A 24,019-nucleotide genomic window follows, 5' to 3' on the forward strand; every position below is an offset into this window, starting at 1 on the left:
GGGCCGGCCCCGCCTGATGGGCCGCGGGGTGATCTCAGCTGTCATCGCGGATCACGCGGGCGCGTTTGGGCCGGATCGTCTTGTTCAGATCGACGACGTTGGCGTCGGAGGCGACCTTGCGGACTTTCGCGTCCGCCGCCGTGACGGTGATCAGGTCCTCGGGTCCGCAGCCGAAGATGTCGCAGAGGGCGGCGACCATCATCAGAGAGATGCGTTCCGGGCGTTGGGTGACCAGGCGATAGACCTGTGAGGCCGACAGTTCAATACCGCGTTCCCGCAGTAAAGGGCTGAGGTCGGTGCTGTTGTGCAGTCCCCGGGCTGCCATCAGTTCCGGAAGCCGCCAGCGGTAGTCGATCTCTCGTTTCATGAGGATCAGTCTCCCATTCCGGCCAGCGCGTCCCGGACGGTGGAATCCAGGACCCGGCGCAGCGTCTTGACCCGGTAGTCGCTGGAGACCGAGGTGTAGAGGGCGGTGGTCGAGGCGTGCTCGTGGCCGGCCTGGTGCTGGACGAACAGGGGATCCATGCCGGACTCGATCAGGGGGGTGATGTAGGAACGGCGCAGCGAGTGGATGTCCAGGCCGGGGGAGAGGCCCAGGTCGCCGCAGTAGCGGTTGAACCGGCGGTTCAACGCAGTCTCTGACACGAGCGTGCCGCGTTCGGACGGAAAGAAATCCAGGCCGTCCGTCATGTGTCCATGGCCGTGTTCCAGCCAGTCAGCGATGATTTCGCCCGACCAGTCCAACACCGTCAGGACACTGCGGCGCTTCGGGGGAGAGCCTCGCATGGCTTTCCCGTAGCGGACCTGCAGGACCCCGTACTTGCCGAACTCGCGGGCGTGCGGGTTTCTGGCGAAATCGACGGTCTGCAGGTGCCGGACCTCGTTGCGGCGCAGCCCCCAACAGTACGCGACCTTGAACAGGACCGCGTCACGGTAGGCCGGGAGCCAGCGCTTGCGGCCCAGCGATGCGATCCGGTCGACTTCGTCGTCGGCGCGGTCAAAGAAGGCCTGCAGCTCGCGGCGGGTGAACGGGCGCCGGCCCGGGGAGGATTCAGTGGCCTGGGCGTGGGCGGCGGTGTTCCAGTCGAAGCAGACCTGCGACGGATGCGCTCCGAAATACTGTTCGCAGACCCTGTCCCACCCGTAGTCAGGGGAAGCCACGTACGAGCAGAAAGCGCACAGGGCTGCCTGATAGCTGCGGATCGTGGACTGGGCGGCGTGCTTCTCGCTGCGCAGGTCTCCGAAGAACTCGTCGACGTGGGCCGGTGTCCACTGCCATGGGTATTCGTTGGTGGATTCCTGGAACCGTGTGACTAGCCGTTCCCTGGATTCGATGGTGCCCAGGGGGAGGTTCCGGCTCAGCTGCTGGTTCCGCCACCCGGTGAGCATCTGGGCGAACACCTGATCCTCGGGATGCAGGAAACGCACAACGCCGAACTCCAGCACCCGGCCGGCAGAATCAACCGCCACAGCAACCCTCCCTGACATTGCATTGGATGCACGAATCATGCAATTAATGCAGGATCGTTGCAAATCCGCGGGTCAAAGGCTCATGTTCTGTGGGAACAGGTGTCCGGGCGGCTGTCCGGATGTCTCCGGCAGAATGGCTCGCGCCACCCGTCGTCGGAGTATTTGCGCAGTTCAGAGGCAGTTTTACCGGTCGAAATGGTTCTGTCGTGATGGGAGAGGGTTGGGGCCAACGATATTGCATCAGATGCAATAATCACTGTTCTACTTTACATAATGTCGATTATCGGCGTTTAATAATCAGCCGGAAGTGGCTAAGCGGAACCCCAGCCCTGACGTGACGCACACAAGCCCACCGGCAACTTGGATCCAATCCAGCCAGGATATGGATGCCCAAGCGTGACGGTGCGGGAAAACTCACAAAACTCACATATGCTCATAGCGTTCAATCAAACTCACAAGACACACAAACACTCACAGGAGCCCGTCGATGGACAACCCTTTCCGACCATCGGCAGGTGCCACACCGCCGGAAATCCTCGGAAGGGCCGGTGTGCTGGATGAGTTCGAGTATGGGCTGCGCCTGGGATCTGGCGCCCCCGGCCTCTTGACGATCTTCACCGGCGCCCGGGGAATCGGCAAGACCGTGATGATCGGCGCCGCCCACGATATCGCCCGCGAACACGGCTGGGCCGTGGTTTCCGAGACCGCCACCGCGGGTTTCATGGGTCGCATTGGCGAATCCATGCGCCGGCTCGCCGAAGAGCTCGGCACTGGCCCGGTGGTCCGGCGCATCACTGCGGTGGCCGCCGCAGGTTTCAGCATCACCACGCAGCTCCCGCCCGAACGCCAGGTGGCGTGGCGGACCCTGGGCCAGGACCTCCTTACGCTTCTTGACAAGCACGGCACCGGCCTGGTCATCACGGTAGACGAGATTCACGCCGCCGACCGCGGCGAACTGGCCCAGCTGGCCGCCAGTGTCCAGCACTTCACCCAGGACCGGCTCCCCATCGGATTGGTCTTCGCCGGACTGCCGGCCGCGGTGTCGGACCTGCTCAACGAGGGAGTCGCCACGTTCCTCCGCCGGGCCGACAAGATTGACCTTCACGCTGCCGCCGTGCGGGAAGTGGAAGAGTCGTTCGCCCACACCTTCGCCGAAGCATCCTTCGAGGTCCCGCCCGCCCTGGTCCGCCGTGCAGCAGAAGCCACGGGAGGGTATCCGTTCCTCATCCAACTGGTCGGATACTTCCTCTGGAAGGAAGCGGAGATCAACCAGGGAATACTCACTCCCGAGTCAGTCGAACGCGGTATTGCGGCGGCAAACCGGCGCAACGCCCGTACCGTGATCGAAGCCGCACTCGCCACCGTCTCCCCCAAGGACCTGGACTTCCTGCACGCCATGGCAGAGGACGACGGACCCTCCGTGGCCGGGGACATCGGACGGCGCATCGGAGCCAGGACAAATCTCGTCGCGAACTACCGCTCAAGACTGCTGGCAGCAGGCCTCATCGAAGCCGCCGGCCACGGAAAAGTCGACTTCGCCATCCCCGGCCTGCGCCAACACCTCAGGGCACAAACCAGAGACTAAGCCCTTCGGGGACAGCGGTGCTTGCCGGCTCCGGACAGGCCGGCAAGCCACCCGTAGTCAGGCGCCGACGTAAGCCGCGAGGTGCTGGCCGGTGAGCGTGGAACGTCCGGCGACGAGGTCGGCGGGTGTGCCCTCAAAGACCAGTCTGCCGCCGTCGTGGCCTGCGCCGGGGCCAAGGTCGATGATCCAGTCGGCGTGCGCCATGACCGCCTGGTGATGCTCGATGACGATGACCGATTTGCCCGAATCCACGAGGCGGTCCAAAAGACCAAGCAGCTGCTCGACGTCGGCCAGGTGCAGGCCGGTGGTCGGCTCGTCGAGGACGTAGACGTCGCCCTTTTCGGCCATCTGGGTGGCGAGCTTGAGCCGCTGCCGTTCGCCGCCGGACAGCGTGGTGAGTGGCTGGCCGAGGGTCAGGTAGCCGAGGCCGACGTCGGCGAGCCGGCGCAGGATCTTGTGCGCGGCGGGTGTTTTGGCCTCGCCGTCATCGAAGACGTCCAAGGCCTCGGCCACCGACATCCCGAGGACTTCGGCGATGTTCCGGCCGCCCAGCCTGTACTCCAGCACCGACGCCAGGAACCGCTTTCCGTCGCACTCCTCGCAAACCGATTCGACCGTGGCCATGACTCCCAGGTCGGTATAGATGACGCCGGCGCCGTTGCACGCGGGGCAGGCGCCCTCGGAGTTGGAGCTAAAGAGCGCCGGCTTCACCCCGTTGACCTTCGCGAACGCCTTGCGGATCGGGTCCAGCAGCCCGGTGTACGTCGCCGGGTTGCTCCGCCGTGAGCCGCGGATCGCGCTCTGGTCGACCACAACTACGCCCTCGCGGCCGTCGATTGAGCCGTGGATCAACGAGCTCTTCCCGGAGCCGGCGACGCCAGTGACGGCACAGAGCACCCCGAGCGGAATGTCGACGTCCACATCCTTGAGGTTGTGCATTGACGCGCCGCGGATCTCCAGCGTGCCCGACGACGAACGCACCAAGTCCTTGAGGCTGGCCCGGTCGTCGATGTGATGCCCGGTGATGGTCTCGCTCCCCCGCAGCCCCTCCACCGTGCCCTCGAAGCACACGCTGCCGCCCCCGGTGCCGGCGCCGGGGCCGAGGTCGACGACGTGGTCGGCGATCGCGATCATCTCCGGCTTGTGCTCCACGACGAGCACGGTGTTGCCCTTGTCGCGAAGTTGGAGCAGCAGCCTGTTCATCCGCTCGATGTCATGGGGATGCAGGCCGATCGACGGCTCGTCAAAGACGTAGGTGACGTCGGTCAGCGAGGAGCCAAGATGGCGGATCATCTTGGTCCGCTGTGCCTCTCCCCCGGACAGGGTGCCCGCCGGCCGGTCAAGGGAGAGATAGCCCAGGCCGATCCCCGCGAATGAGTCGAGGATGTGCTGGAGTCCGGCGAGCAGCGGGGCCACGGAGGGTGCGTCAAGGCTGCGGGCCCAGTCGGCGAGGTCGCTGATCTGCATTGCGCAGGCGTCTGCGATGTTCTTCCCCTTGATCTTCGAGGACAACGCCTCCTTGCTGAGCCGGGTGCCGCCGCATTCGGGGCAGGTCGTGAACGTGATCGCCCGTTCCACGAACGCCCGCACATGCGGCTGCAGCGCGTCGATGTCCTTGGATAGCATCGACTTCTGGATCTTCGGGATCAGCCCCTCGTACGTCAAGTTGATGCCCTCGACCTTGATCTTTGTCGGTTCCTTGTAGAGGAGGTCGTCCAGTTGCTTCTTGGTGAACTTGCTGATCGGCTTGTCCATGTCGAAGAAGCCGGAGCCGCTGAAGATGCGGCCGTACCAGCCGTCCATGCTGTAGCCGGGGATGGTGAGTGCACCTTCACTGAGTGACTTGGTGTCGTCATACAGCGCCGTGAGGTCGAAGTCGGTCACCGAGCCCATGCCCTCGCAGCGCGGACACATGCCGCCCTGGTACACCACATCGCGTACCACGTTCCTCTCGACCCTGCCGCCCTTCTCGGTGCTCATCACCCCGCTCGCCTTGCGCGTCGGGACGTTGAAGGAGAACGCGGTGGGCGAACCGATGTGCGGCTGCCCGAGCCGGCTGAAGAGGATGCGGAGCATGGCGTTGGCGTCGGTGGCGGTGCCGACGGTGGAGCGCGGGTTGGCGCCCATCCGTTCCTGGTCGACGATGATCGCCGTCGTCAGGCCTTCCAGGAGGTCGACGTCGGGCCGTTGGAGCGTCGGCATGAAGCCCTGCACGAAGGCGCTGTAGGTCTCGTTGATCATCCGCTGCGACTCCGCGGCGATCGTGCCGAATACCAGGGAGCTCTTACCCGAGCCGGAGACGCCGGTGAACACCGTCAGGCGGCGTTTCGGGATCTCGATGCTGACATCCTTGAGGTTGTTCTCGCGGGCGCCCTGCACACGGATCATGTCGTGGGTGTCGGCAATCTGCTGCGCGGGCGCCTCCGTGTCCGTCCCCGTGGCCATGCACATGGTGTCTCCATCTGTTCTACGGGACCGCCTTCGCGGTCCCTGTCGGCGTCGCTGTGCTCTATCTAACCAGCATCGGGAGGCAGCCGCGGCCCTGCTTCATGGGCGGGGCTGCGGAGGGCTCAGCGCGGTTCCTGGATGCGGATCAGGTTGCCCGCGGGATCGCGGAAGGCGCAGTCACGGACCCCGTAGGGTTGGTCGGTGGGCTCCTGGACGACCTCGGCGCCGCTGGACTGCAGCCGCTCGAACGTGCCGTCCACGTCGGTCGTGGCCAGGAGGACCCGTGCGTAGGTGCCCTTGGCCATCATCTCGGCGATGGTGCCGCGCTCGTCGTCGGTGATGCCGGGGTCCGCGGCCGGCGGTTCCAGCACGATTGACGTGCCCGGTTGCCCGGCGGGGCCGACCGTAAGCCAGCGCATCCCGCCGTAGCCGACGTCGTTGCGGACCTCGAAACCGAGGGTGTCGCGATAGAAGGCCAGAGAGGCGTCCGGATCGGTGTGTGGGAGGAAACTCGAGTGAATGGTGATGTCCATGGCGTTCATGCTAGCTGCGGCTCGGGGGCCGCGCTTCTCGATTCCTGACCGGTCGGGTGACCTGTTTCGCCACGCAGGACGGCATGCCCGCCGTCGTGCGCGTTGCCTCCCGCCGGAAGACGCTGGGAGGCACCCCGACCAGCTCGGTGAAGCGGCTGCTGAAGGTACCCAGCGAGGAGCAGCCGACGGCGAAGCAGACCTCAGTGACGCTGAGGTCGCCGAGGCGCAGCAGTGCCATGGCGCGCTCGATCCGGCGCGTCATCAGGTAGCTGTACGGGGACTCACCGTAGGCCAGACGGAACTCGCGGCTGAGGTGCCCGGCGGACATGTGCACGCCGCGGGCAAGGGCCTCGACGTTCAGTGGCTGCGCGTATTCCCTGTCCATCCGGTCGCGGACGCGGCGCAACCGCGCGAGATCGCGCAGGCGTTGCTCGTCTGGTGGCTGTGGATCACGTGGCTGCGGAGCAGTTGGCTGTGGATCACTTTGCTGCGGATCGGGGGCGGGCATGCTGATCACAGGTGTGATCGTGCTACGCTCCGCCGGACTTGTCCAGTGCCGCCGGCGCCCCCGAATCTCCGTCCCATGCATTGTCTTTGACGCCGGGCTCCCTGAGAATGAACCATGACGGTCTACCTGAGGTCTTTGGAAACTGCTGTCCCGCCAACCATTCTGGTCCAGCCCGAGGCTAGGGCCGTGTTCGCCGCCCAGCCGGGCCTGACGCGGCTCGGATCCCGGCTCGTCAACACCTGCTTTGACTCCGCAGCCATCGACACCCGGCATACGGCCGTCAAGGAGCTCACCACCGACAGCCGGGCGCAAGATCCGCAATTCTTCGACCCCACTACGGGCCTGCTGCTCAGCCCCAGCACCAAGGTCCGGAACGATATCTTCGCCACGGAAGCCACCAAGCTCTTCATTGAAGCCGCCCAGAAAGCCCTGGATGCCTGTCCGGGGGTCGATGTGCTGGACGTAACCCACCTGATCACCGTTTCCTGTACCGGATTTTTCAATCCCGGGCCGGACTACAAGATCGTCCGCGCCCTGGGCCTGAACCCGGCCGTTCAGCGGTACCACCTGGGATTCATGGGCTGCTACGCCGCCTTCCCGGCGCTGCGGGCGGCGAAGTCCTTCTGCGAGGCAGATCCCGAGGCGGTGGTGCTGGTGGTCTGCGCCGAACTGTGCTCACTCCACGTCCGGACCTCCAACGACCCCGATACCATCATGGGGTCGGCACTGTTTGCCGACGGCGCCGCTGCCGCCGTCATCACCGCCCGGGACATCCCCGGTGAACCCGCCCTGCTGCAACTGGACCATTTCGAAACCGTCCTGACGCCGGTCGGGGAGGAATCCATGGCCTGGAACATCGGCGACGAAGGCTTCGAGATGGTCCTCGGGAACTACGTCCCCCACATCATCGACGACCACATCATCGGCGCCCTCGAACCTCTCCTGTCACGGGACCGCTCGCTGCACGGACTCCCCTACGGCGACATCCAACACTGGGCCATCCATCCCGGCGGCCGGAGCATCCTGGACAAGGTCCAGTCCAGGCTGGAGCTCAGCGACGAACAACTTGTCCCCGCACGTGAAACACTGCGAAACTTCGGCAACATGAGCAGTGCCACCGTCCTGTTCGTCATCAGGCACATCCTTGACCTGCCGGCCGCCGGCGAGGACCGGGACGGGAAAGACGTTCCTGCAGTCCAGCCGGGTGCGGAACGGATCTGCTCCATGGCCTTCGGCCCGGGCCTGACCGTGGAAACAGCGCTCTTCACCCGGCTTCCGATGCGCCAGCCCGCCGCAGCCGCGGAAATTCCCGACGCCGAGACCGCTGGCGCAGACCCGGCGCAGCCCGTCTCAGCGCGGGCCTGAAAGCGGCCACGCTGAAACCCTCCAACGCGCGGCAGTTCACGACGGACCGACTCCGTTCAGTCCTTCTGCGGGACCGCGCGTCCGACGCCGTCGAGGAAATGGACCTGCCCGGCTGCGATCCCGGCCGCCTGGAGCGCACCTATGCCCAGTTCGCGCTCGTCAACCGTGCGGTCGCCGGGTGGCGCGGCATCTATCGGCACCGGGTGCGGCCGCGGCTGACCCCGGACACCCCGATGACCCTGCTGGACATCGGTTGCGGCGGGGGCGATGTTCCGGTCCTGCTGTCGCGTTGGGCCGGCCGGGACGGTCTGCGCCTCGACATCACGGCCATAGACCCGGATCCGCGGGCAAGCCTGTTCGCCAGGGACCGGCACGCGTCTGCGGGTATCACCTTCCGCCAGGCGGCCGCCGCGGAGCTTGTCGCAGAGGGCCGCAGCTATGACTTCGTGGTGTCCAACCACGTACTGCACCACCTGGACGGACTGCCGGGATTCCTGGCCGAATCCGCCAGGCTGTCCCGCGGCACGGTGATCCACAACGACATCCGCCGCAGCCCCGCCGCCTACGCACTCTTCGGCGCCGCCTCCTGGGTGTTCACCGGCTCCTACATCCGGCAGGACGGGCTGACCTCGATCCGGCGAAGCTTCACCGCAGCGGAACTGACCGCCGCCGCTCCCCCGGGCTGGACGGTCGCCCGCCACGCCCCCTTCCGCAACCTCCTTCTGCTGGACACCGCCGGCGCCGGGCACCCGGAAGGACCACCCGCCGGTGGCTGATGTGCTGATCATCGGCGCCGGCCCGGTGGGACTCTTCATGGCCGCCCTGCTGCTCCAGGAAGGGGTGGAGGTGCAGGTCCTGGAGCAGCGGAGCGCCCCGGAACCCCATTCGCGGGCCATCGGCATCCATCCGCCGGCCCTTGAGGCCCTATCCCGCGCAGGAGTCGGGGAAGCCTTGGTCGCCGAGGGCGTCCAGATCCGCCGCGGAGTCGCCCTGGCCCGCGGAAGGACGCTGGCCACGATGTCCTTCGCCGGAGTCTCGGACCGCTTCCCGTTCGTCCTGTCCCTGCCCCAGGGCCGTACCGAGGCGCTGCTGGAACAGCGGGTCAACGAGCTCGACGGCGGCGCTGTGCACCGCGCCGTCCGTGTCACCGGGTTGTCCGACGACGGCGTCCGGGTCACGGTGGAAGCCGCGTCCCCGCGGGGCGCCCTCCGGTACACGGCGCCGCTGGTCATCGCCGCCGACGGCGTGCGGTCCACTGTGCGGACCGTGCAGGGCATCGCCCTGCGCACCAAGGACCATCCGGACAGCTACCTCATGGGCGACTTCGCGGACGGGACCGGGTTTGGTCCCGACGCGGCTTTGTTCCTCGCCGGTGCGGGAATCGTGGAGTCGTTTCCCCTGCCCGGTCGGCTGCGCCGCTGGGTGGTCCGGCTGGGCCCCGCAGACTTCATTGCCCGTGAACTCGCTGCCCGTGGCCCGGCCGCCGACGATCGCGCCGGCGATGCCCGGTGGCTGATGCAGTGCGTGCGGGATCGGACGGGACTCGAGATCGACCCCGGGACCAACAGCATGCTCAGCAGCTTTGGCGTCCGCACCCGCCTGGTGCGCCGGATGGCGGCCGGCCGGGTGGTGATGATCGGGGATGCGGCCCACGAGGTGAGCCCCATCGGCGGGCAGGGCATGAACCTGGGCTGGCTGGATGCCGCGGACCTGGCGCCGATCATGACGGCGGCGGCGCGCGGCCACGCTGTAGCGGACCGTCTGCGGACTTTTGAACACGACCGCCTGAAGGCGGCCGCCAAGGCTGCCCGCCGGGCGGAAATCAACATGACCCTGGGCCGGCCCCTCGCGGACGGCCTCTTGGCAGTCCGGAATCGGGCCATCGGCGGCATGGCCGCAGTCCCGGCGGTGAATTCGTTGATCGCCCGCCGGTTCACCATGCATTGAAGCTCCCGTGGCTGACCGGCCCATGGGTTTCAGTGTCGCGGAATAGACTGTGCATATGGACGGCCTCTCCGTGCCGCGGCGGCGCCGCACAGTGTTCCGCACACTGTGCAGCGCACTGTGCAGCGCGGCGTCCGCCGTGGCCGTGCTGAGTGCCGCAGCGTCCTGTAGCACGGGCACCGGGGCCCGGTCCGTCGGCACGCCCTCCGCTCCAACAGCCGCAGCGACAGCCACCGCCGCCGGGCCGGTGACCGTTGAAATCAACCAGTTTCGCGACAACTACAGCAAACAGATCATCGAAATCCAACTCACGAACACCACCGCCGCTCCTCGGACGGTCCTCGGTGCTGAACTGAGCACGCCGCTCTTCGCGGCCCCGATCGCCTGGCCGGCGACCGCCGGCGGTATCGTGCTGCCGCCCGGCCAGACGAAGAGCCTGCCGGCACCGTTATCCGCGCCGGAATGTAACAGCACCGGCGCATCCCACGGGGTGCCCGGGGACGAAACCAGCGGGACGACCCGAACCACAGGATCAGCGCAGGTGTCCCTCCGGCTGGCGCCGCCAGCAGGCGCTGCAACAGACCCGGTCACCGGCCCAACCACGGCCGAGGATCCGTTCGGGGTCCTGGCGCGTAACAACGCTGAGATGTGCCTGACCCGCGAAGCTGCAGCGGTGGCGGCTTTCGCACTGGCTCCGGACCTTGAGGTCGCCGCGGACGGGCGGACCGCCGTCGTGCGTCTGCTCGTTACACCGGCCGCTGCCGCCACGGCAGGGGGCACCGGCAGTGCTGACGCGGGTGAGCTGGCGATAGAACGGATTGAGGAAACCACCCTGCTGGCGGAGTCGCCGGTTGCTCCGTGGCCGCGGGCGGTGACAGTTCGCGTCGGCGGGGCGGCGACGGAACTGCGGCTTGGAATCCGGCCCGCCCGCTGCGATCCCCATGCCGTGGCCGAAGACAAAGTGGGCACACTCCTGCCGCTGCGCATCACGGTGGCGGGCCGGGAGGGCGTCCTAAAGATCGCTGCCGGCGACAAACTTCGGGGACAGATCTACGAATTTGTTACAACTGCTTGCGGCCGCCAGTAGTCTGAGGGCATGTCCATTGATGCCAGGCCCACCGACTACAGCGCCGCCCGGATCCAGGAGACCATCCAGGAGATCTTGACCGCGGGCATCCTGCCGCCGATCGTCCAGGCCGGGCATCCGGTCCTCCGGCACGTGGCCGCGCCGTTCGAAGGCCAGGTGACCGACGCCGAACTCGGTCACCTCATCGACCTCATGCGCAGCGTGATGCATAAGGCACCGGGCGTTGGCCTGGCAGCACCCCAACTCGGGATCCCCCTGCAGATCGCCGTCCTGGAGGACCAGTTTGCCGTCGATCCCGAGGTGGCTGCCGTCCGCGGGCGGGAACCGCTGCCGTTCTTTGCCATGCTGAACCCGCGCTATCAGTCACTTGGCAGGACGACCGTGGCGTTCTACGAGGGGTGCCTCTCCGTCGGCGGCCTGCAGGCTGCCGTGCTGCGGCCGGAGTCCGTCCAGCTCGACTTCACAGGGCCGGACGGCACACAGCTGCAGCGCACTTTCACTGGCTGGCAGGCCCGGATTGTCCAGCACGAAACCGACCACCTGCACGGCATCCTGTACCTCGACAGGGCCGAGCTGCGCTCCATCAGCAACAATGCGGAATACTCCGCCCGCTGGGCCCAGCCGGACATCAGCCGGGCCCGGCAGGAACTCGGTTTCCTGCCGGGCCCGGCTGAGGACTAGGGCTGCGGTGCCGGATTCTTCCCGGACGGCAGGTAGCGGGCCCACCACTTGAGGATTTCGTCGAAGCGCTGCTTGCGGTGGTGCGGGGTGCCGGAGCGCGATAGCTCGTGGTTCTCGCCCGGGAAGACCAGGAATCCGGTCTCAACCCCCTGCTGCTTGAGGGCCGTGAAGTAACGCTGGCCCTGCTCCACGGGGCAGCGGAGGTCGTCCTCGCTGTGGATCACCAGCGTCGGCGTCCGCACGTTGTCCACTCGCGCCATGGGACTCTGGGCGGCCATCTGCTCCGCCGTACGGCCCGCGTATTCGCCGCCGAAGAACCAGCCGATGTCCGAGGACCCGGTGAAGCTCACCGGATCCAGGAAGCCGCGTTCCACGATGGCTGCCCGGAAGCGGTGGTCGTGGCTGATGGTCCAGGCCGTCAGGTAGCCGCCATAGGATCCGCCCATGATGCCCACATTGGCAGCGTCCAGTTCGTCGAACTTCTCCACGGCCCCGTCCAGGAAGGCCAGAACGTCCTGCATGTCCTCGGTGCCCATCCTCTCCTTGATGGACCGTCCGTGGGCCTGCCCGTAGCCGGCCGAGCCCCGCGGGTTGCACATGAGCACGGCGTAGCCGGCCCCGGCATAGACCTGCGCTTCGTCGAACAAGGCCACGCTGAACTGGGCAAACGGGCCGCCATGAATGTTCAGCAGCACCGGGTGCGGACCGCGGCCCGCAGGTTTCACGAGCCAGCCATGGACCGGGTAGCCGTCGGCCGAGGGCATCGTGAGTTCCTGCGGCTCGCTGATGTCCGCAACGCTCCGCAGCGGCGCGGAGAAATCCGTCAGCCGCCGCAGCTGCCCGCCGTCGAGCACGGCAACGTCGCCGGCCGTGGTGGAGTCGCTGAAGCTCACCACGAGGGAGCCTCCGCCGTCGACGGCGCCGGTGACTACCCGGTTGCCGTCCAGGCGCACGGTATGGCCGCCAGTGGCGAGGAACTCGTGCAGTTCCACGGTTCCCCGCGCGTTGTTCAGCACCAAGGCGCCCGCGGCGCCGCGCAGTTCGATCCGGCTGCCGCCGGACAGGTCCAGGGTCTCCACATCGCTGAGCGCAGTGGCATGGCCGCCTGTGGCCGGCATGGCAAACAAGGCGGTGTTCCTGGCGACAAAGTCGTGTCCTGAGCGTCCCAGATCCTGGGCCAGGAAGAAGAGCCACTGCCCATCTGCTGACTGGCGGACGGCACTGACGCTCTGCCGCCCGGCCCCGGCCGGCCTGATGGCCTCCGGCTCCCCTCCGGCGGCGGGGATCGAGTAAATGCCGCTGACGAGGTCGGTGTCGCGCCCTTCGTGGAGGGCCGCAGTGAAGAAGATCGTGCCGCCGTCGGCGCTGAAGGTTGCGCCGTCGTGATCGGCGGCCCCGCTGGTGAGTTGTCGGGCGGCCGGCAGCAGGCTGGCGGCGGGCTCATGCGGACCGGCCGCGGCGCCGAGGGCCTTCAACGCGCGTCCGGCCGGGGCGACCTTCGGTTCAGCGTCAAGCGGCGGCACGTCCACGAGGAACAGCTGCAGGGGCTTGTCGGCGGTGTAGCCAAGGCCGTTCATCCGGTACTTGAAGTCGGTGATGAGCCGGGCGTCCTCGCTGCCTGCACCGACGCCGTCGACGCTGCCGTACCGGCCCTCCTCAGGGGTCCTGGCACTGAAGACGATGCTCCCGGAATCGGGTGACCAAACAAACGAGCTGACACCCAGCGGTGCGGCCGTGAGTTGCAGGGGTTCGCCGCCGGCCGCTTCCACGACATGGAGCTGCGGCTTCCCGCCCGCGGCCGCCCGCAGGAACGCAAGGGCCAGGCCGTCCGGGGAAAAATCCGGCGCCGTGTCACGGAAACCGCGGGTCAGGCGTCGGGGCCGCCGGTCCGGATCGAGGGGGTCCTCCCCCGGAAGGTCCGAGCCAAGCGGGACCGTCCACAACTGGCCCACGTAAGTGTCGGCATCGAAGTCCGGGCGGATCACGGACACCACGGCACGTGAGCCGTCCGGATGCACGGCAGGGGCGGAAACGGAATTGAGCAGCAGTAGATGTTCAGATTTCACGCTTGCGAGCCTAACCCCAGGCGCGCAGGCTGTGAAATACCTCACGCCGGTCCGGTGCGGCGCGGCCTGGGAACATGTCGCTTGTCCCGCCCATACCGCCGGCACGTCTTATCCCTTCGATCGGCTCCCATTTCGAGAGTGTTTCTCGCGTCGTGATTCCACCGTAGGCTCGGTCTTGGGCGGTTTGGAACGAACACTTGGAGGCTTTGCTCATGTCGCGCATCATGCGGTTCGACCACGTCGGCGTCACGGTCCAGGACCTCGACAAGGTGACAGCGTTCTTCGTTGGACTTGGTCTCGAGATTGAGGGCCGGACGTTCGTGGAGGGCGAGTTCATCGACACGGTCATAGCGATCCCTGATTCCCGTACAGAGATCGTGATGTTGCGAACGCCTGACGGAGGTACAGGGGTGGAGCTTTCCAGCTTCGTCCGGCCCGACTCCGAGCCGGGATCGCCCGCCGCCATGGCCAACGAACTCGGGCTGCGCAGTGTTGCGTTCGAGGTCGATGATCTTCAGGGGCACGTCGATCGGCTGGCCGGGGAGGGGTACGGGCTGGTCGGTGGCATCGGCCAGTATGAGGACGTCTGGCGCATGGCCTACGTGCGGGGTCCGGAGGGAATTGTCGTGGCCTTGGCTGAGCGGATCAGCTGACGCGGCGATCCCAGCGGCGCTGCCTCCGGTCTACCCCCGATCCCCCAACGCTGATTCCGCAGGGCTGATTCCGCAGGGCTGATTCCGCAGGGCTGATTCCGCGCAGCGCCCCCGGAATCCGCGCTTAGGATGAAGGTATGCCTCCCGCCCCCGACTTCCCCCTGCTGTGTCCGGTGTGCAGGACCAGCCTCCGGCCCAGCGACGCCGGCGCCACGACCCTGCAGTGCGGCGCCGGCCACAGCTTCGATGCCGCCAAGCAGGGGTACTTCAACTTTCTGGTCGGCAAGGGGACGGTATTTGAGGCGGACAGCGCAGACATGGTCGCGGCCCGCTTCGACTTCCTCTCCGCAGGGCACTATCAGCCGCTGGCCGATGCCCTTGCCGAGGTGGCCTTGCCGGCGCTCGCAGCTTCACCGGGCGGGCGGCCCACGGTGCTGGATGCCGGAACGGGCACAGGCCACTACCTCAGGACACTACTGGACAGGTTTGAACCGGGCAGGTTTGAACCGGGCAGGTTTGAGCCGGACAGGGCCGAATCTGAGGGGGCGGACGCCGAGCGCCCTCCGGCGGGTAGTGTTTCGGCCGCGGCCATCGGCCTGGACATTTCCAAGTTCGCGCTGCGCCGCGCCGCCAGGATGAACCCGGAAGCCCTCAACGTGGCCGGGGATGTCTGGCAGCCGCTTCCGGTTGTGGACAACGCCGTCGACGTCGTTACGGTGGTCTTTGCGCCGCGCAACGCGCCGGAGTTCGCCCGGGTGCTCCGGCCCGGCGGCCGCCTCGTGGTGGTCACGCCCCGGCCCGGCCACCTGGCCGAGATCGCCGGACAGACCGGGATGCTGGGGATCGAACCGGCCAAGGACGAGCGGCTCGCGGCATCCCTGGGCACGCACTTCGCTCCCGTCGGGGCCCGGGATCTGGACCTGGCGCTGTCCCTGAGCCCGCGCGACGTCACCAACCTTGCCCTGATGGGTCCGGCCGGACACCATCTGGACCGGGCCGCCCTCGCGGCGCTTGAGGCCCGACTTCCGCCGCGCACCGCCGTCTCGGCCCGATTCCGGATCAGCGTCTTCGAACCGGTTCCCGGGAGCTGACCCGGCGTGACGCCGCGGTACGCCCGCGCCTCGTCCGCTCCGCTTAACCTTCCCCGACGCGGCGAATCAGCCCGGCACGTAACGACTTGGCCACGTTGTCCATCAATTTTCGGCGCCCGGGTTCAGCCGTTGCCCTTCAGTTTAGGATGGAAAGACAGTTACTGAGGAGCTGTGCCTTCAGCTCCCGGAACTCAAGGGGGAATTGATGTCTGTATGGCTGGTCGAGAACTGGTGGGCGCTGTGGCTCACGCTGTTCCTCCTGTTTGCCGTGGTCGAGATGCTCACCCTGGACCTGTTCTTCATCATGCTCGGCGGAGGTGCCCTCGCCGGACTGGTGGCGGACTTCGCCGGCGCCGATCTGTGGCTGCAGATCATCGTCTTCTGCGTTGTGTCCCTGCTGATGATCGGCTTTGTCCGGCCGGTGGCCCTCAAGCATCTCCACAAGGGCCCGGCGGACCAGCGCAGCAACATCGAAAGACTTATCGGCGAATCCGCCCTCGTCATGGAGGCAGTGAGCGAGACCGGCGGCCTCGTCAAGATTGGCGGGGATGTCTGGAGCGCCCGGTCCGAATCCGGGGTGCTCTCCCCCGGCCAGCAGGCCGTGGTCAGCGCCATCGACGGTGCCACGGCGATCGTGGCCCCCCAGCCGGAATCTGCCATCCAATAAAGCGTCGGCAGGACATCCTGCCGGCACCGGCAGCGGGCCGCACCGCCGCGGATCTGCCACAGCGACACCAAAATCAAACAACTGGGGAATAGGTGATGTATGGATATCGCAATCGCAATTGTGCTGCTGGTACTGATTGCGTTCGTAATTATTGTGCTGGTCCGGTCGGTCCGGATCATTCCGCAAGCCCGGGCCGGCGTCGTTGAACGCCTGGGCAAATACCAACGCACCTTGAATCCCGGCCTCACCCTGCTCATTCCGTTCGTGGACCGCCTGCTGCCGCTGTTGGACCTCCGCGAGCAGGTGGTTTCCTTCCCGCCGCAGCCCGTCATTACCGAGGACAACCTGGTGGTTTCGATCGACACCGTGGTGTACTTCCAGGTCACCGATGCCCGGGCCGCCACCTATGAGATCGCCAACTACATCCAGGCCGTGGAACAGCTCACCACCACAACACTGCGCAACGTGGTCGGCGGGCTCAACCTGGAGGAAGCGCTGACGTCGCGCGACCAGATCAACGGCCAGCTCCGCGGAGTGCTCGACGAGGCGACGGGACGATGGGGCATCCGCGTCTCCCGGGTGGAGCTCAAAGCCATCGATCCGCCCCACTCGATCCAGGACTCGATGGAGAAGCAGATGCGGGCCGAACGCGACCGCCGCGCCGCCATCCTGACCGCGGAAGGAACTAAACAATCGGCCATCCTCACCGCCGAAGGTCAGCGCCAGTCCTCCATCCTGAAGGCCGAAGGCGACGCCAAGGCGGCGATCCTGCGGGCCGATGGCGAGGCGCAGGCCATCCAGAAGGTCTTCGACGCCATCCATAAGGGCAACCCGGACCCGAAGCTGCTGGCCTACCAGTACCTCCAGACCCTCCCGAAGATCGCCGAGGGCTCGTCGAACAAGCTGTGGATCATTCCCAGCGAGGTCGGCGACGCACTCAAGGGGATCGGGAGCGTCCTGGGTACCGGCCCGGCACCGGTCCCGGCTCCCGCGACGGCGACGGCGACGGCGACGGATCCCGATCCGCTGGCCGCGCCCGGCGGAGTCGACACCCCGGGAAGCCGGGCCTAGGCGCCCGGCACCTTCCGGATCCTCGGGCACCGCCCGCATCACGGTTCCAGGCAGTCCCCGCAGGCCCCCATGGCCCGGTCGTTCAGGCCCGGCCGTGGGGGCCCGCCGATTAAGGCAGGACCAGGCGGGTACTCCTTACGCGGTCCGCGCCGCCCGGCTACTCGCTTTACCTCGTGTGCCCCACTGCCGTATACTTGAGTATTTGTCCGGCCGGTTCAGCCGTCCGGAACAAAAACGCTTCGTACAGCGTTGATTCCAATGACGTGCCAAACAGTTTTTGTCACTGGTGACTGTCATCCGGCCCGGTCAGCGGGTCACTCGCGGTACAGCACAGTGCAACCAGAAGTCCGGCGCCTGACGGTCCCCGGATAACGCAGGGCTGGACCCTGCGAACCGAATAGAGGGAGAAAAGATGAGCGATCGCAGCCTGCGGGGTATGCGCCTTGGCGCACAGAGCATGGAGACCGAATCCGGCGTCGAACCGGCTCCGCGCCAGCGGGTTGAATACCGTTGCGAGGACGGCGAGCAGGTGTTTGTGACGTTCTCCTCGGAAGCCGAAATCCCCCCGGTTTGGGTTTCGAAGACGGGCAAGGAGGCCTTGCTGGTGGACGGCGAACGCCCCGTCAACAGCAACGAAAAGGCAGTGCGCACGCACTGGGACATGCTGCTGGAACGCCGTAGCCTCCCCGAGCTTGAGCAGATCCTCGAAGACCGTCTCACGATCCTGCGCGAACGCCGCGGCGAACGCCGGTCCGCCTAGACGGCCAGCTGATACCACCGGCTAAAAAGGACCGGGCTCGCATCACTAGTGATGCGGGCCCGGTCCTTTTCGTGGGCGGTCTGCTTCCGGGACGGCGCCGTCTCCCGGCCGCTAGGCGTCCTTCTTGCCCCTGAGCTTGTTCCAGCGGGCCGTCAGGCCCCACTTCGTGACGTTGATCATGGCTTCGATGACGATGTTGCCGCTCATCTTCGATGCACCGAGTTCACGCTCAACAAAGGTGATGGGGCGTTCCACGATCGTCAGGCCGAGCTTGGCCACGCGCCAGGCCAGGTCCACCTGGAAGCCGTAGCCGACCGAGTCCACCGCATCCAGGTTCAGCTTCTCGAGCGTCGTCCGGCGGAAGGCACGGAAGCCGCCGGTGACGTCCTTGATCTTGACGCCCAGCATGATCCGGGCGTACGTGCTGCCGACCCGGCTGATGGCCTGCCGGTAGAGCGGCCAGTTGACGACGCTGCCGCCGGGAACCCAGCGTGAGCCCATGGCGAGGTCCGCGCCCTGCTCCACGGCCTCGATCAGCTGCGGCAGCTGCTCGGGCTGGTGCGAGCCGTCGGCGTCCATCTCCACGAGGATGTCGTAGCCGGCGTCCAGGCCCCACTTGAAGCCTGCGATGTACGCGGCGCCGAGCCCGGCCTTGCCGGCCCGGTGCAGGACGTGGATCTGGCTGTCGTCGGCGGCCATGCGGTCCGCCAGCTGTCCTGTGCCGTCCGGGCTGTTGTCGTCGACAACCAGCACATCGGAGGCGGGCACGGCTGTGCGCAGGCGACCGAGGGTCTTGGGCAACGATTCCAGCTCGTTATAGGTGGGGATGATGGTGAGGACACGCACAGCGAGGCCTTTCCTTGAAGGGAGCGGTCGGTGCGCCGGCAGAGAATCGTCGAAGACTTCCAGGCGCAACTTCCCATTATAGGGAGTCGCACGCACGTGACGGGCCGCATGGCGGCCCCGGGCAGGTCCACCCGCTTCGGGCCAGTACCGGCGGGCCTGAAAATTTCGGCGCCGGAACCGTTTTCTGCTGCGAAGTAGACCCGCCCCCTCGGGGTGCCCGTGGTCATGACCAGTAAAGCTCCCGCGGGTGCGGCAACCTGGAATGGACCGGGGACTACCGGAGCCTGCGCCGTACGCAACCCTCCGTTGACCCTCAATGCTACGGCGGCACCCCGATCTGTCAACCGAGCCGTGACCTGCCGTTTTGTCCATCGTCCCAGTTCAGGGCACGGGTCCGCGGGTCAATGTTTCTGGGCCGCCGGCTGTTTGCGTCGCCCGTACGGTCAGGCGCCGAGTGCTCCGCTGGCGTAGAGTTCCTGGCCGTCGCGCACCGTCTGGAGGCAGACGGGGTCCGTGCCGGTGTCCAGTGCCGGCAGGAGTGGCGTACGGGCCCGCGGGTCGGTGCTCCAGGACTGCACCCGGCCGTCGGCAACCTGGACCATGAGTTCCTCGACCTCCCAGACAGCGAAGCTGGCCGGAGCTCCGGGCACCAGCTGCCCGGCCATGGGGTTGCGGTAGCGGGCTGCCCGCCATCCAGCCCGGGTGTGGCCGAGGAACGCGGCGCGGGCCGAGATCCGCTCTGCCGGGTTGGTGTGCTCCAGGCACGCCCGCACGCTGGACCACGGCCGTAGCGGCGTGACGGGGGTGTCGCTGCCGAAGCAGATCGGCACGCCGGCCGCGTAGAGGCTGGCAAAAGCGTTCATGCCCAGCCGGCGGTCGCCGAGGCGCTGCTGGTACAGGCTGTTCCCGCCGCCCCACAGCGCGTCGAAGACCGGCTGGGCGCTGACGGTGACGGAGTAGCCGGCCAGCCGGATGATTGCCGCGGGATCCGCGAGCTCGACGTGCTCGAATCGGTGTCCCGCGGCGCGGACGCGCTGTTCGCCCACCTCGGCAGCGGCCAGGTCCAGGGCATCCAGGGCTGCGTCCAGGCCGGCGTCACCGATCACGTGGAAGCCTGCCTGAACGCCCAGGAGCGAGCACGCCGCAAGGTGGGCGGCCGCCTCGGCCACGGAGAGGTACTGGTTGCCGCGCCCCGGCGCATCGGCGTAGTCGGCACGCAGGGACGCGGTCCGTGAGCCGATTGAGCCGTCGATGTTGAGGTCGCCGGCAAGGCCGAGAACCGGGACGCCCAGCCCGTCCAGGATGGACCGGGCATGATTCTCGGAGGCCGCCAGCTCGCCCCAATAAGGCAGGATTTCCGGCACCGGATGAGTGGCATTGTCCACTGCGCCGGAGGCGCTGTTCCAGCCCGCGGCTACCCGCAGGTCCTCAACCGTCCCGATGTGGGGAGCGGCCATCTCCGCGAGGGCCACGTATCCGTTCGCGGCCGCCTCGGCAAGGGCGCGCCGCTGATAGCCGCGCAGGGTATCCGCCGGCAGCTGGCGGGCCACCCGGCGGGCCGCGGTGTGGGCGTCGCGCTTGACCTGGCTGTCGGCGGCGAAGCCGTCGAGCCCTTCCAGCCCCGCCGACGCCGCCATGGAGCTGGACACCAGGGCCGAGTGGGCATCCACACGGGCAAGGTAGGCCTTGCGGCCGCCGGCGGCGCGTTCGATTTCCTCCCGGCTGGGCAGCGCGGGGTTGGTCCAAGTGGTCTCGTCCCACCCGTGGCCCAGCACGGTACCGCCCGCGCTGGAAGCGGAGGCGCTGGAGGCGGAGACGGCGTCGAGCAGTTCAGCGGCGGAGCGCACGCCCGCCAGCTGCAGCGAATCGAGCGCGATACCGGTTTCCGTCAGGTGGACGTGGGAGTCGACGAATCCGGGGGCCAGCAGCGCGCCCTGCAGATCGATCACCTCCATCGAAGAGTCCGCAATGGAGGTGGCAGCCTGTTCGGAACCGACCCAAGCGACGGTATCGCCGTCGACCAGCATCGCGGTCGCGAAAGGGTCGGCCGCCGTGTAGACGGAGCCGTTGCGGTACAGCGTGACTTTGCGGGCTGCGGCAGCCGGCGAATCGGTCATGGGTCGGTAACTCCTTGTAACGGTGGCCGGCGTGGCGCCGGCGGGTTTAAAAGTCTTGGCAGGCCGCGGTAGCGGGCCAGCGAGCGGGCCGGTACTGCCTAGCAGCCTAGGCCACTGAGGAATAGGCGACGACGCCGCGTTTGATGAGCTTGATCGCCTCCGCGCAGAGCCGCGCAATCCGGGGGTCGAGGGTCGGGATGTCGGCGAGCTGGTCCAAAAGGTCAATGACCTGTTTGACCCAGCGGACAAAGTCGCCTGCGGCCAGGTCGGTGCCGCTGAGCACGTCCTGGAGGTGGCGGCCCTTGGCCCATTTGAAGATCGGCCAGACGAGCCCGAGTTCGGGCTCCCCGGTGAGCGGCAGCTTGTTGGCTTCCTCCACGTCCTCGAGGGCGGACCACTCGCGCACCACGGTATCGACGGCGGATTCCAACGAGATGCTCGGCATCTTGGGCCGCAGGCCGCGGTCCTCGCGTTTGGCCTGGTAGACGAGCACACTGGCCAGGGCGGCGATTTCGGCGGCGTCGAGGTCGTTGAACGCACCCATCCGCAGCGATTGCGAGATCAGCAGGTCCTTTTCGCCGTAGATCCGCCGCAGCCGCTGACCGTCCGGGCTGATCGACAGCACGCCGGTGTCGGAGGTTTCCAGGTAGCCGTAGCTCGTCAGGACGCCGCACACGCGGTCGAATGTCTTGGCGATGGTGTTGGTCCGGCCCTGGATCTGACGAATCAGCCCGTCCGTCTCCTGGCGGAGCTTCCACCAGCGCTCGGACCAGCGTGCATGATCCTCGCGTTCGCTGCAGCCGTGGCACGGGTGGGCGCGGAGCTCCCTGCGCAACTCGGCGATCCGTTTCTCCTGGTTGGGCGCGGCCGCAGACCGGCCGAAGTCCTCGTCGCGGCGCGGGGGCGCCGGCGGACGGTGCTCGCGGATGGCGTTGCGCACCGAGGACGCCAGGTCGCGGCGCGACTTGGGGACCTTGGCGTTGAAGGACTTGGGAATTCTGATCCGCGTGATGGGCGACAACGGACCCTCGACGTCCTGCAGGCCGATCCGGCGGAGCTGGTTGTCCAGCGTCATGACGGCGGGGCGGGGCTCCCTGGATTCGTGGTCGGAGCTGAGCACCACCGCGAGACCCGGCGACTTTCCGGAGGGAACATCCACCACGTCGCCCGGAAGCAAGCGGCTCAGGGAGTCCTCCGTGAGTGACTTCACCGCCCGGGAGCTGCTCCTGGACGCCATCTTCTCGGCATCGGCCAGCGCGCGCCGTAACCGGGCGTACTCGGTGAAGTCGCCCAGGTGGCAGGTCATGGACTTGCTGAACCCCGCGAGGGACTCCTCCCGGCTCCGGACCTGCCGGGCCAGTCCCACCACCGACCGGTCCGCCTGGAACTGCGCAAAGGACGATTCGAGGATTTCCCGGGCGCGGGGCCGGCCAAACTGCGCCAGGAGGTTGATGGACATGTTGTAGGTGGGCCGGAAGCTTGAGTTGAGCGGGTACGTCCGGCGTGAGGCGAGACCGGCGACGGCGGCCGGATCGGTGCCGGGCTGCCACAGCACCACGGCGTGGCCCTCGACGTCGATGCCCCGGCGGCCGGCACGGCCCGTCAGCTGGGTGTACTCCCCCGCCGTGATGTTGACGTGCGCCTCGCCGTTGAACTTGTCCAGCTTCTCCAGCACGACGCAGCGGGCCGGCATGTTGACGCCCAGCGCGAGCGTTTCGGTGGCGAAGACGGCCTTGACCAGGCCGTCGACGAACAGCTTCTCCACGACCTCCTTGAACGTCGGCAGCATGCCGGCATGGTGCGCGGCGAGTCCGCGGAGCAGGCCGTCCCGCCAGCTCCAGAAGCCGAGCACATCGAGATCATCCGAGGGGATGTCCTGGGCGGCTTCGTCAACACGCTGGGCGATGATCTGCTGCTCGCGCTCATTGGTCAGCCAGAGCCCGGCGGAGACGCACTGCGCCACGGCCGCGTCGCAGCCGGCGCGAGAGAAGATGAACGTGATGGCCGGCAGGAGGTCCTGCCGGTCCAGGCTGGCGATGACCTGGGGCCGGCTGGCCTTCCGCACCGGGCTCCGCTGGCCGCCCTGGGGTTCGTCCCGCTGGCCGCGTTGCTGGCGGCGCTGGTTCCTGCCGCCGTGGCCGAAGCGGCCGCGGAAATTCATCTGGCTCTCTGCCCGTGCCATGGAGAGCAGTTCCGGGTTGACCTCGAAACCGGCCCGGGCCCGCACCTCTGCTGTGACCGCGGTGGCTGTCACAGCAGTGGCAGCCGCCTCACTGCCAGCGCTCTCACCGGCCGGTGCGATCTCGTCGAAGCTGGTATCGCCGGCAAACAGGTCCACGATCTTCCGGCCCACCATGACGTGCTGCCACAAGGGCACCGGGCGGTGCTCGGAGACGATCACGTCGGTCTGTCCGCGCACGGTATCTAGCCACGCGCCGAACTCCTCGGCGTTGGAGACCGTGGCACTCAGGGAGGCCACCTGGACCTCGCTGGGCAGGTGGATGATGACTTCCTCCCACACGGCGCCGCGGAAGCGGTCGGCCAGGTAGTGGACCTCGTCCATGACTACGAAACCAAGGTCATCCAACGTGTCCGAATCCGCGTAGAGCATGTTGCGGAGCACTTCGGTGGTCATGACCACCACGGGTGCGTCGCCGTTGATGCTCGTATCGCCGGTGAGGAGGCCCACCTGGGCGGCACCGTACTTGGCGGCCAGTTCGGAGTACTTCTGGTTGCTCAGGGCTTTGATGGGCGTGGTGTAGAAAGCCTTGAGCCCGCGCTGGAGGGCCAGGTAGATGGCGAACTCGCCCACGATGGTCTTCCCGGCCCCGGTGGGGGCGGCCACCAGCACGCCGCGGCCGGCCTGCAGGGACAGACATGCCTCGCGCTGGAACTCATCGAGTTCGAATTCCAGGGAGCGGATGAAACCGCCCAGGTAGGTCTTGGCTTCGGCAGCCCGCTCGACGCTGGCGCGGTAACGTTCGGACGGCGACTCCGGCCCGGGGTGTGACGACATGCTTCCAGCCTAATGCGCGAAGGCTTAGAGATTCTCCAGCTCGGAGCTTGGTGTGGCCTGGTCCGCGGTGGCTTCGGTCTCGGCGGCGCGTTTGACGGCGCGTCGTTCGCG

Annotated in this window: 20 protein-coding genes and 1 pseudogene; 11 read left to right on the plus strand and 10 right to left on the minus strand. The window is 67.3% G+C overall.

Annotated elements, in window-relative coordinates; translation table 11 throughout:
* Positions 1-34: 34 nt before the first annotated feature.
* A complete protein-coding gene (locus BLR03_RS20695; RefSeq protein WP_091256169.1) occupies positions 35-367 on the minus strand; it encodes a helix-turn-helix domain-containing protein in 333 nt (110 codons plus the stop codon).
* A gap of 5 nt (positions 368-372) precedes the next feature.
* Positions 373-1,470, minus strand: coding sequence for a tyrosine-type recombinase/integrase (locus BLR03_RS20700; RefSeq protein WP_091256171.1), 1,098 nt, complete (start codon positions 1,468-1,470; stop codon positions 373-375).
* A gap of 487 nt (positions 1,471-1,957) precedes the next feature.
* Between BLR03_RS20700 and BLR03_RS20705 the strand changes: the two genes are divergently transcribed.
* The gene (locus BLR03_RS20705; protein WP_091256173.1) at positions 1,958-3,055 is read left to right on the plus strand and encodes an ATP-binding protein; all 1,098 of its coding nucleotides are present in this window, start codon (positions 1,958-1,960) and stop codon (positions 3,053-3,055) included.
* Between the two features lie 57 nt (positions 3,056-3,112).
* Here the strand turns inward: BLR03_RS20705 and BLR03_RS20710 are convergent, their stop codons facing one another.
* From BLR03_RS20710 to BLR03_RS20720, 3 genes are all read right to left on the minus strand, one after another.
* Positions 3,113-5,506: an ATP-binding cassette domain-containing protein gene (locus BLR03_RS20710; RefSeq protein WP_091256175.1), complete on the minus strand. Its 2,394-nt coding sequence runs from the start codon at positions 5,504-5,506 to the stop codon at positions 3,113-3,115.
* Between the two features lie 119 nt (positions 5,507-5,625).
* On the minus strand, positions 5,626-6,045 hold the full coding sequence (locus BLR03_RS20715) for a VOC family protein (protein WP_091256178.1): 420 nt from the start codon (positions 6,043-6,045) through the stop codon (positions 5,626-5,628).
* A 1-nt stretch (position 6,046) separates the two neighbouring features.
* Positions 6,047-6,421: a helix-turn-helix transcriptional regulator gene (locus tag BLR03_RS20720; RefSeq protein ID WP_091256203.1), complete on the minus strand. Its 375-nt coding sequence runs from the start codon at positions 6,419-6,421 to the stop codon at positions 6,047-6,049.
* 237 nt (positions 6,422-6,658) lie between these two features.
* On the opposite strand from BLR03_RS20720, the gene BLR03_RS20725 reads away from it, so the two are divergent.
* From BLR03_RS20725 to BLR03_RS20745, 5 genes are all read left to right on the plus strand, one after another.
* On the plus strand, positions 6,659-7,909 hold the full coding sequence (locus BLR03_RS20725) for a type III polyketide synthase (protein WP_091256180.1): 1,251 nt from the start codon (positions 6,659-6,661) through the stop codon (positions 7,907-7,909).
* A 65-nt stretch (positions 7,910-7,974) separates the two neighbouring features.
* A complete protein-coding gene (locus tag BLR03_RS20730) occupies positions 7,975-8,685 on the plus strand; it encodes a class I SAM-dependent methyltransferase (RefSeq protein ID WP_091256182.1) in 711 nt (236 codons plus the stop codon).
* The gene (locus BLR03_RS20735; protein WP_091256184.1) at positions 8,678-9,856 is read left to right on the plus strand and encodes an FAD-dependent oxidoreductase; all 1,179 of its coding nucleotides are present in this window, start codon (positions 8,678-8,680) and stop codon (positions 9,854-9,856) included. The genes BLR03_RS20730 and BLR03_RS20735 overlap by 8 nt, the downstream gene beginning before the upstream one ends.
* 55 nt (positions 9,857-9,911) lie before the next feature.
* Positions 9,912-10,940 carry a hypothetical protein gene (locus tag BLR03_RS20740; protein WP_254788623.1) on the plus strand — a complete coding sequence of 343 codons (1,029 nt, stop codon included), beginning with the start codon at positions 9,912-9,914 and terminating at the stop codon, positions 10,938-10,940.
* A 9-nt stretch (positions 10,941-10,949) separates the two neighbouring features.
* The gene (locus BLR03_RS20745) at positions 10,950-11,621 is read left to right on the plus strand and encodes a peptide deformylase (RefSeq protein ID WP_091256187.1); all 672 of its coding nucleotides are present in this window, start codon (positions 10,950-10,952) and stop codon (positions 11,619-11,621) included.
* On the opposite strand, the gene BLR03_RS20750 is transcribed toward BLR03_RS20745, so the two are convergent.
* Positions 11,618-13,687 carry a S9 family peptidase gene (locus BLR03_RS20750; RefSeq protein ID WP_091256189.1) on the minus strand — a complete coding sequence of 690 codons (2,070 nt, stop codon included), beginning with the start codon at positions 13,685-13,687 and terminating at the stop codon, positions 11,618-11,620. The genes BLR03_RS20745 and BLR03_RS20750 overlap by 4 nt on opposite strands.
* Before the next feature lie 212 nt (positions 13,688-13,899).
* Here BLR03_RS20750 and BLR03_RS20755 point away from each other — a divergent pair, with 212 nt between their 5' ends.
* From BLR03_RS20755 to BLR03_RS20775, 5 genes are all read left to right on the plus strand, one after another.
* The gene (locus tag BLR03_RS20755; RefSeq protein WP_091256207.1) at positions 13,900-14,340 is read left to right on the plus strand and encodes a VOC family protein; all 441 of its coding nucleotides are present in this window, start codon (positions 13,900-13,902) and stop codon (positions 14,338-14,340) included.
* A gap of 137 nt (positions 14,341-14,477) precedes the next feature.
* Positions 14,478-15,431 (plus strand): putative RNA methyltransferase, encoded by a 954-nt coding sequence (locus BLR03_RS20760; protein ID WP_091256191.1) that lies wholly within the window; start codon positions 14,478-14,480, stop codon positions 15,429-15,431.
* Positions 15,432-15,636: 205 nt separating this feature from the next.
* Positions 15,637-16,098, plus strand: coding sequence for an NfeD family protein (locus BLR03_RS20765; RefSeq protein ID WP_091256193.1), 462 nt, complete (start codon positions 15,637-15,639; stop codon positions 16,096-16,098).
* A gap of 99 nt (positions 16,099-16,197) precedes the next feature.
* Positions 16,198-17,169 carry an SPFH domain-containing protein gene (locus BLR03_RS20770; protein ID WP_091256194.1) on the plus strand — a complete coding sequence of 324 codons (972 nt, stop codon included), beginning with the start codon at positions 16,198-16,200 and terminating at the stop codon, positions 17,167-17,169.
* Positions 17,170-17,581: 412 nt separating this feature from the next.
* Entirely contained in the window at positions 17,582-17,929 is a 348-nt protein-coding gene (locus BLR03_RS20775; protein WP_026266329.1) for an RNA polymerase-binding protein RbpA, read from the plus strand.
* Between the two features lie 111 nt (positions 17,930-18,040).
* Here the strand turns inward: BLR03_RS20775 and BLR03_RS20780 are convergent, their stop codons facing one another.
* The 4 genes and pseudogenes from BLR03_RS20780 to BLR03_RS25000 form a co-directional block, all read right to left on the minus strand.
* On the minus strand, positions 18,041-18,775 hold the full coding sequence (locus tag BLR03_RS20780; protein ID WP_091256196.1) for a polyprenol monophosphomannose synthase: 735 nt from the start codon (positions 18,773-18,775) through the stop codon (positions 18,041-18,043).
* A 443-nt stretch (positions 18,776-19,218) separates the two neighbouring features.
* Positions 19,219-20,892, minus strand: a complete 1,674-nt coding sequence (locus tag BLR03_RS20785) for an amidohydrolase (protein ID WP_091256198.1) — start codon at positions 20,890-20,892, stop codon at positions 19,219-19,221.
* A 106-nt stretch (positions 20,893-20,998) separates the two neighbouring features.
* Entirely contained in the window at positions 20,999-23,908 is a 2,910-nt protein-coding gene (locus BLR03_RS20790) for a DEAD/DEAH box helicase (RefSeq protein ID WP_091256200.1), read from the minus strand.
* 24 nt (positions 23,909-23,932) lie between these two features.
* A pseudogene (locus tag BLR03_RS25000) lies at positions 23,933-24,019 on the minus strand (twin-arginine translocase subunit TatC); the annotation flags it as partial.

It is taken from the genome of Arthrobacter sp. ok909 (assembly GCF_900104405.1).
Taxonomy (GTDB): Bacteria; Actinomycetota; Actinomycetes; order Actinomycetales; family Micrococcaceae; genus Arthrobacter; species Arthrobacter humicola.

Bases quoted from the DNA above. Each gene is read 5' to 3' on its own strand.
- BLR03_RS20695 (WP_091256169.1), bottom strand. From the start codon at position 367: ATGAAACGAGAGATCGACTACCGCTGGCGGCTTCCGGAACTGATGGCA.
- BLR03_RS20705 (WP_091256173.1), top strand. From the start codon at position 1,958: ATGGACAACCCTTTCCGACCATCGGCAGGTGCCACACCGCCGGAAATC.
- BLR03_RS20710 (WP_091256175.1), bottom strand. From the start codon at position 5,506: ATGTGCATGGCCACGGGGACGGACACGGAGGCGCCCGCGCAGCAGATT.
- BLR03_RS20715 (WP_091256178.1), bottom strand. From the start codon at position 6,045: ATGAACGCCATGGACATCACCATTCACTCGAGTTTCCTCCCACACACC.
- BLR03_RS20720 (WP_091256203.1), bottom strand. From the start codon at position 6,421: ATGGACAGGGAATACGCGCAGCCACTGAACGTCGAGGCCCTTGCCCGC.
- BLR03_RS20725 (WP_091256180.1), top strand. From the start codon at position 6,659: ATGACGGTCTACCTGAGGTCTTTGGAAACTGCTGTCCCGCCAACCATT.
- BLR03_RS20740 (WP_254788623.1), top strand. From the start codon at position 9,912: ATGGACGGCCTCTCCGTGCCGCGGCGGCGCCGCACAGTGTTCCGCACA.
- BLR03_RS20745 (WP_091256187.1), top strand. From the start codon at position 10,950: ATGTCCATTGATGCCAGGCCCACCGACTACAGCGCCGCCCGGATCCAG.
- BLR03_RS20755 (WP_091256207.1), top strand. From the start codon at position 13,900: ATGTCGCGCATCATGCGGTTCGACCACGTCGGCGTCACGGTCCAGGAC.
- BLR03_RS20760 (WP_091256191.1), top strand. From the start codon at position 14,478: ATGCCTCCCGCCCCCGACTTCCCCCTGCTGTGTCCGGTGTGCAGGACC.
- BLR03_RS20765 (WP_091256193.1), top strand. From the start codon at position 15,637: ATGTCTGTATGGCTGGTCGAGAACTGGTGGGCGCTGTGGCTCACGCTG.
- BLR03_RS20770 (WP_091256194.1), top strand. From the start codon at position 16,198: ATGGATATCGCAATCGCAATTGTGCTGCTGGTACTGATTGCGTTCGTA.
- BLR03_RS20775 (WP_026266329.1), top strand. From the start codon at position 17,582: ATGAGCGATCGCAGCCTGCGGGGTATGCGCCTTGGCGCACAGAGCATG.
- BLR03_RS20785 (WP_091256198.1), bottom strand. From the start codon at position 20,892: ATGACCGATTCGCCGGCTGCCGCAGCCCGCAAAGTCACGCTGTACCGC.
- BLR03_RS20790 (WP_091256200.1), bottom strand. From the start codon at position 23,908: ATGTCGTCACACCCCGGGCCGGAGTCGCCGTCCGAACGTTACCGCGCC.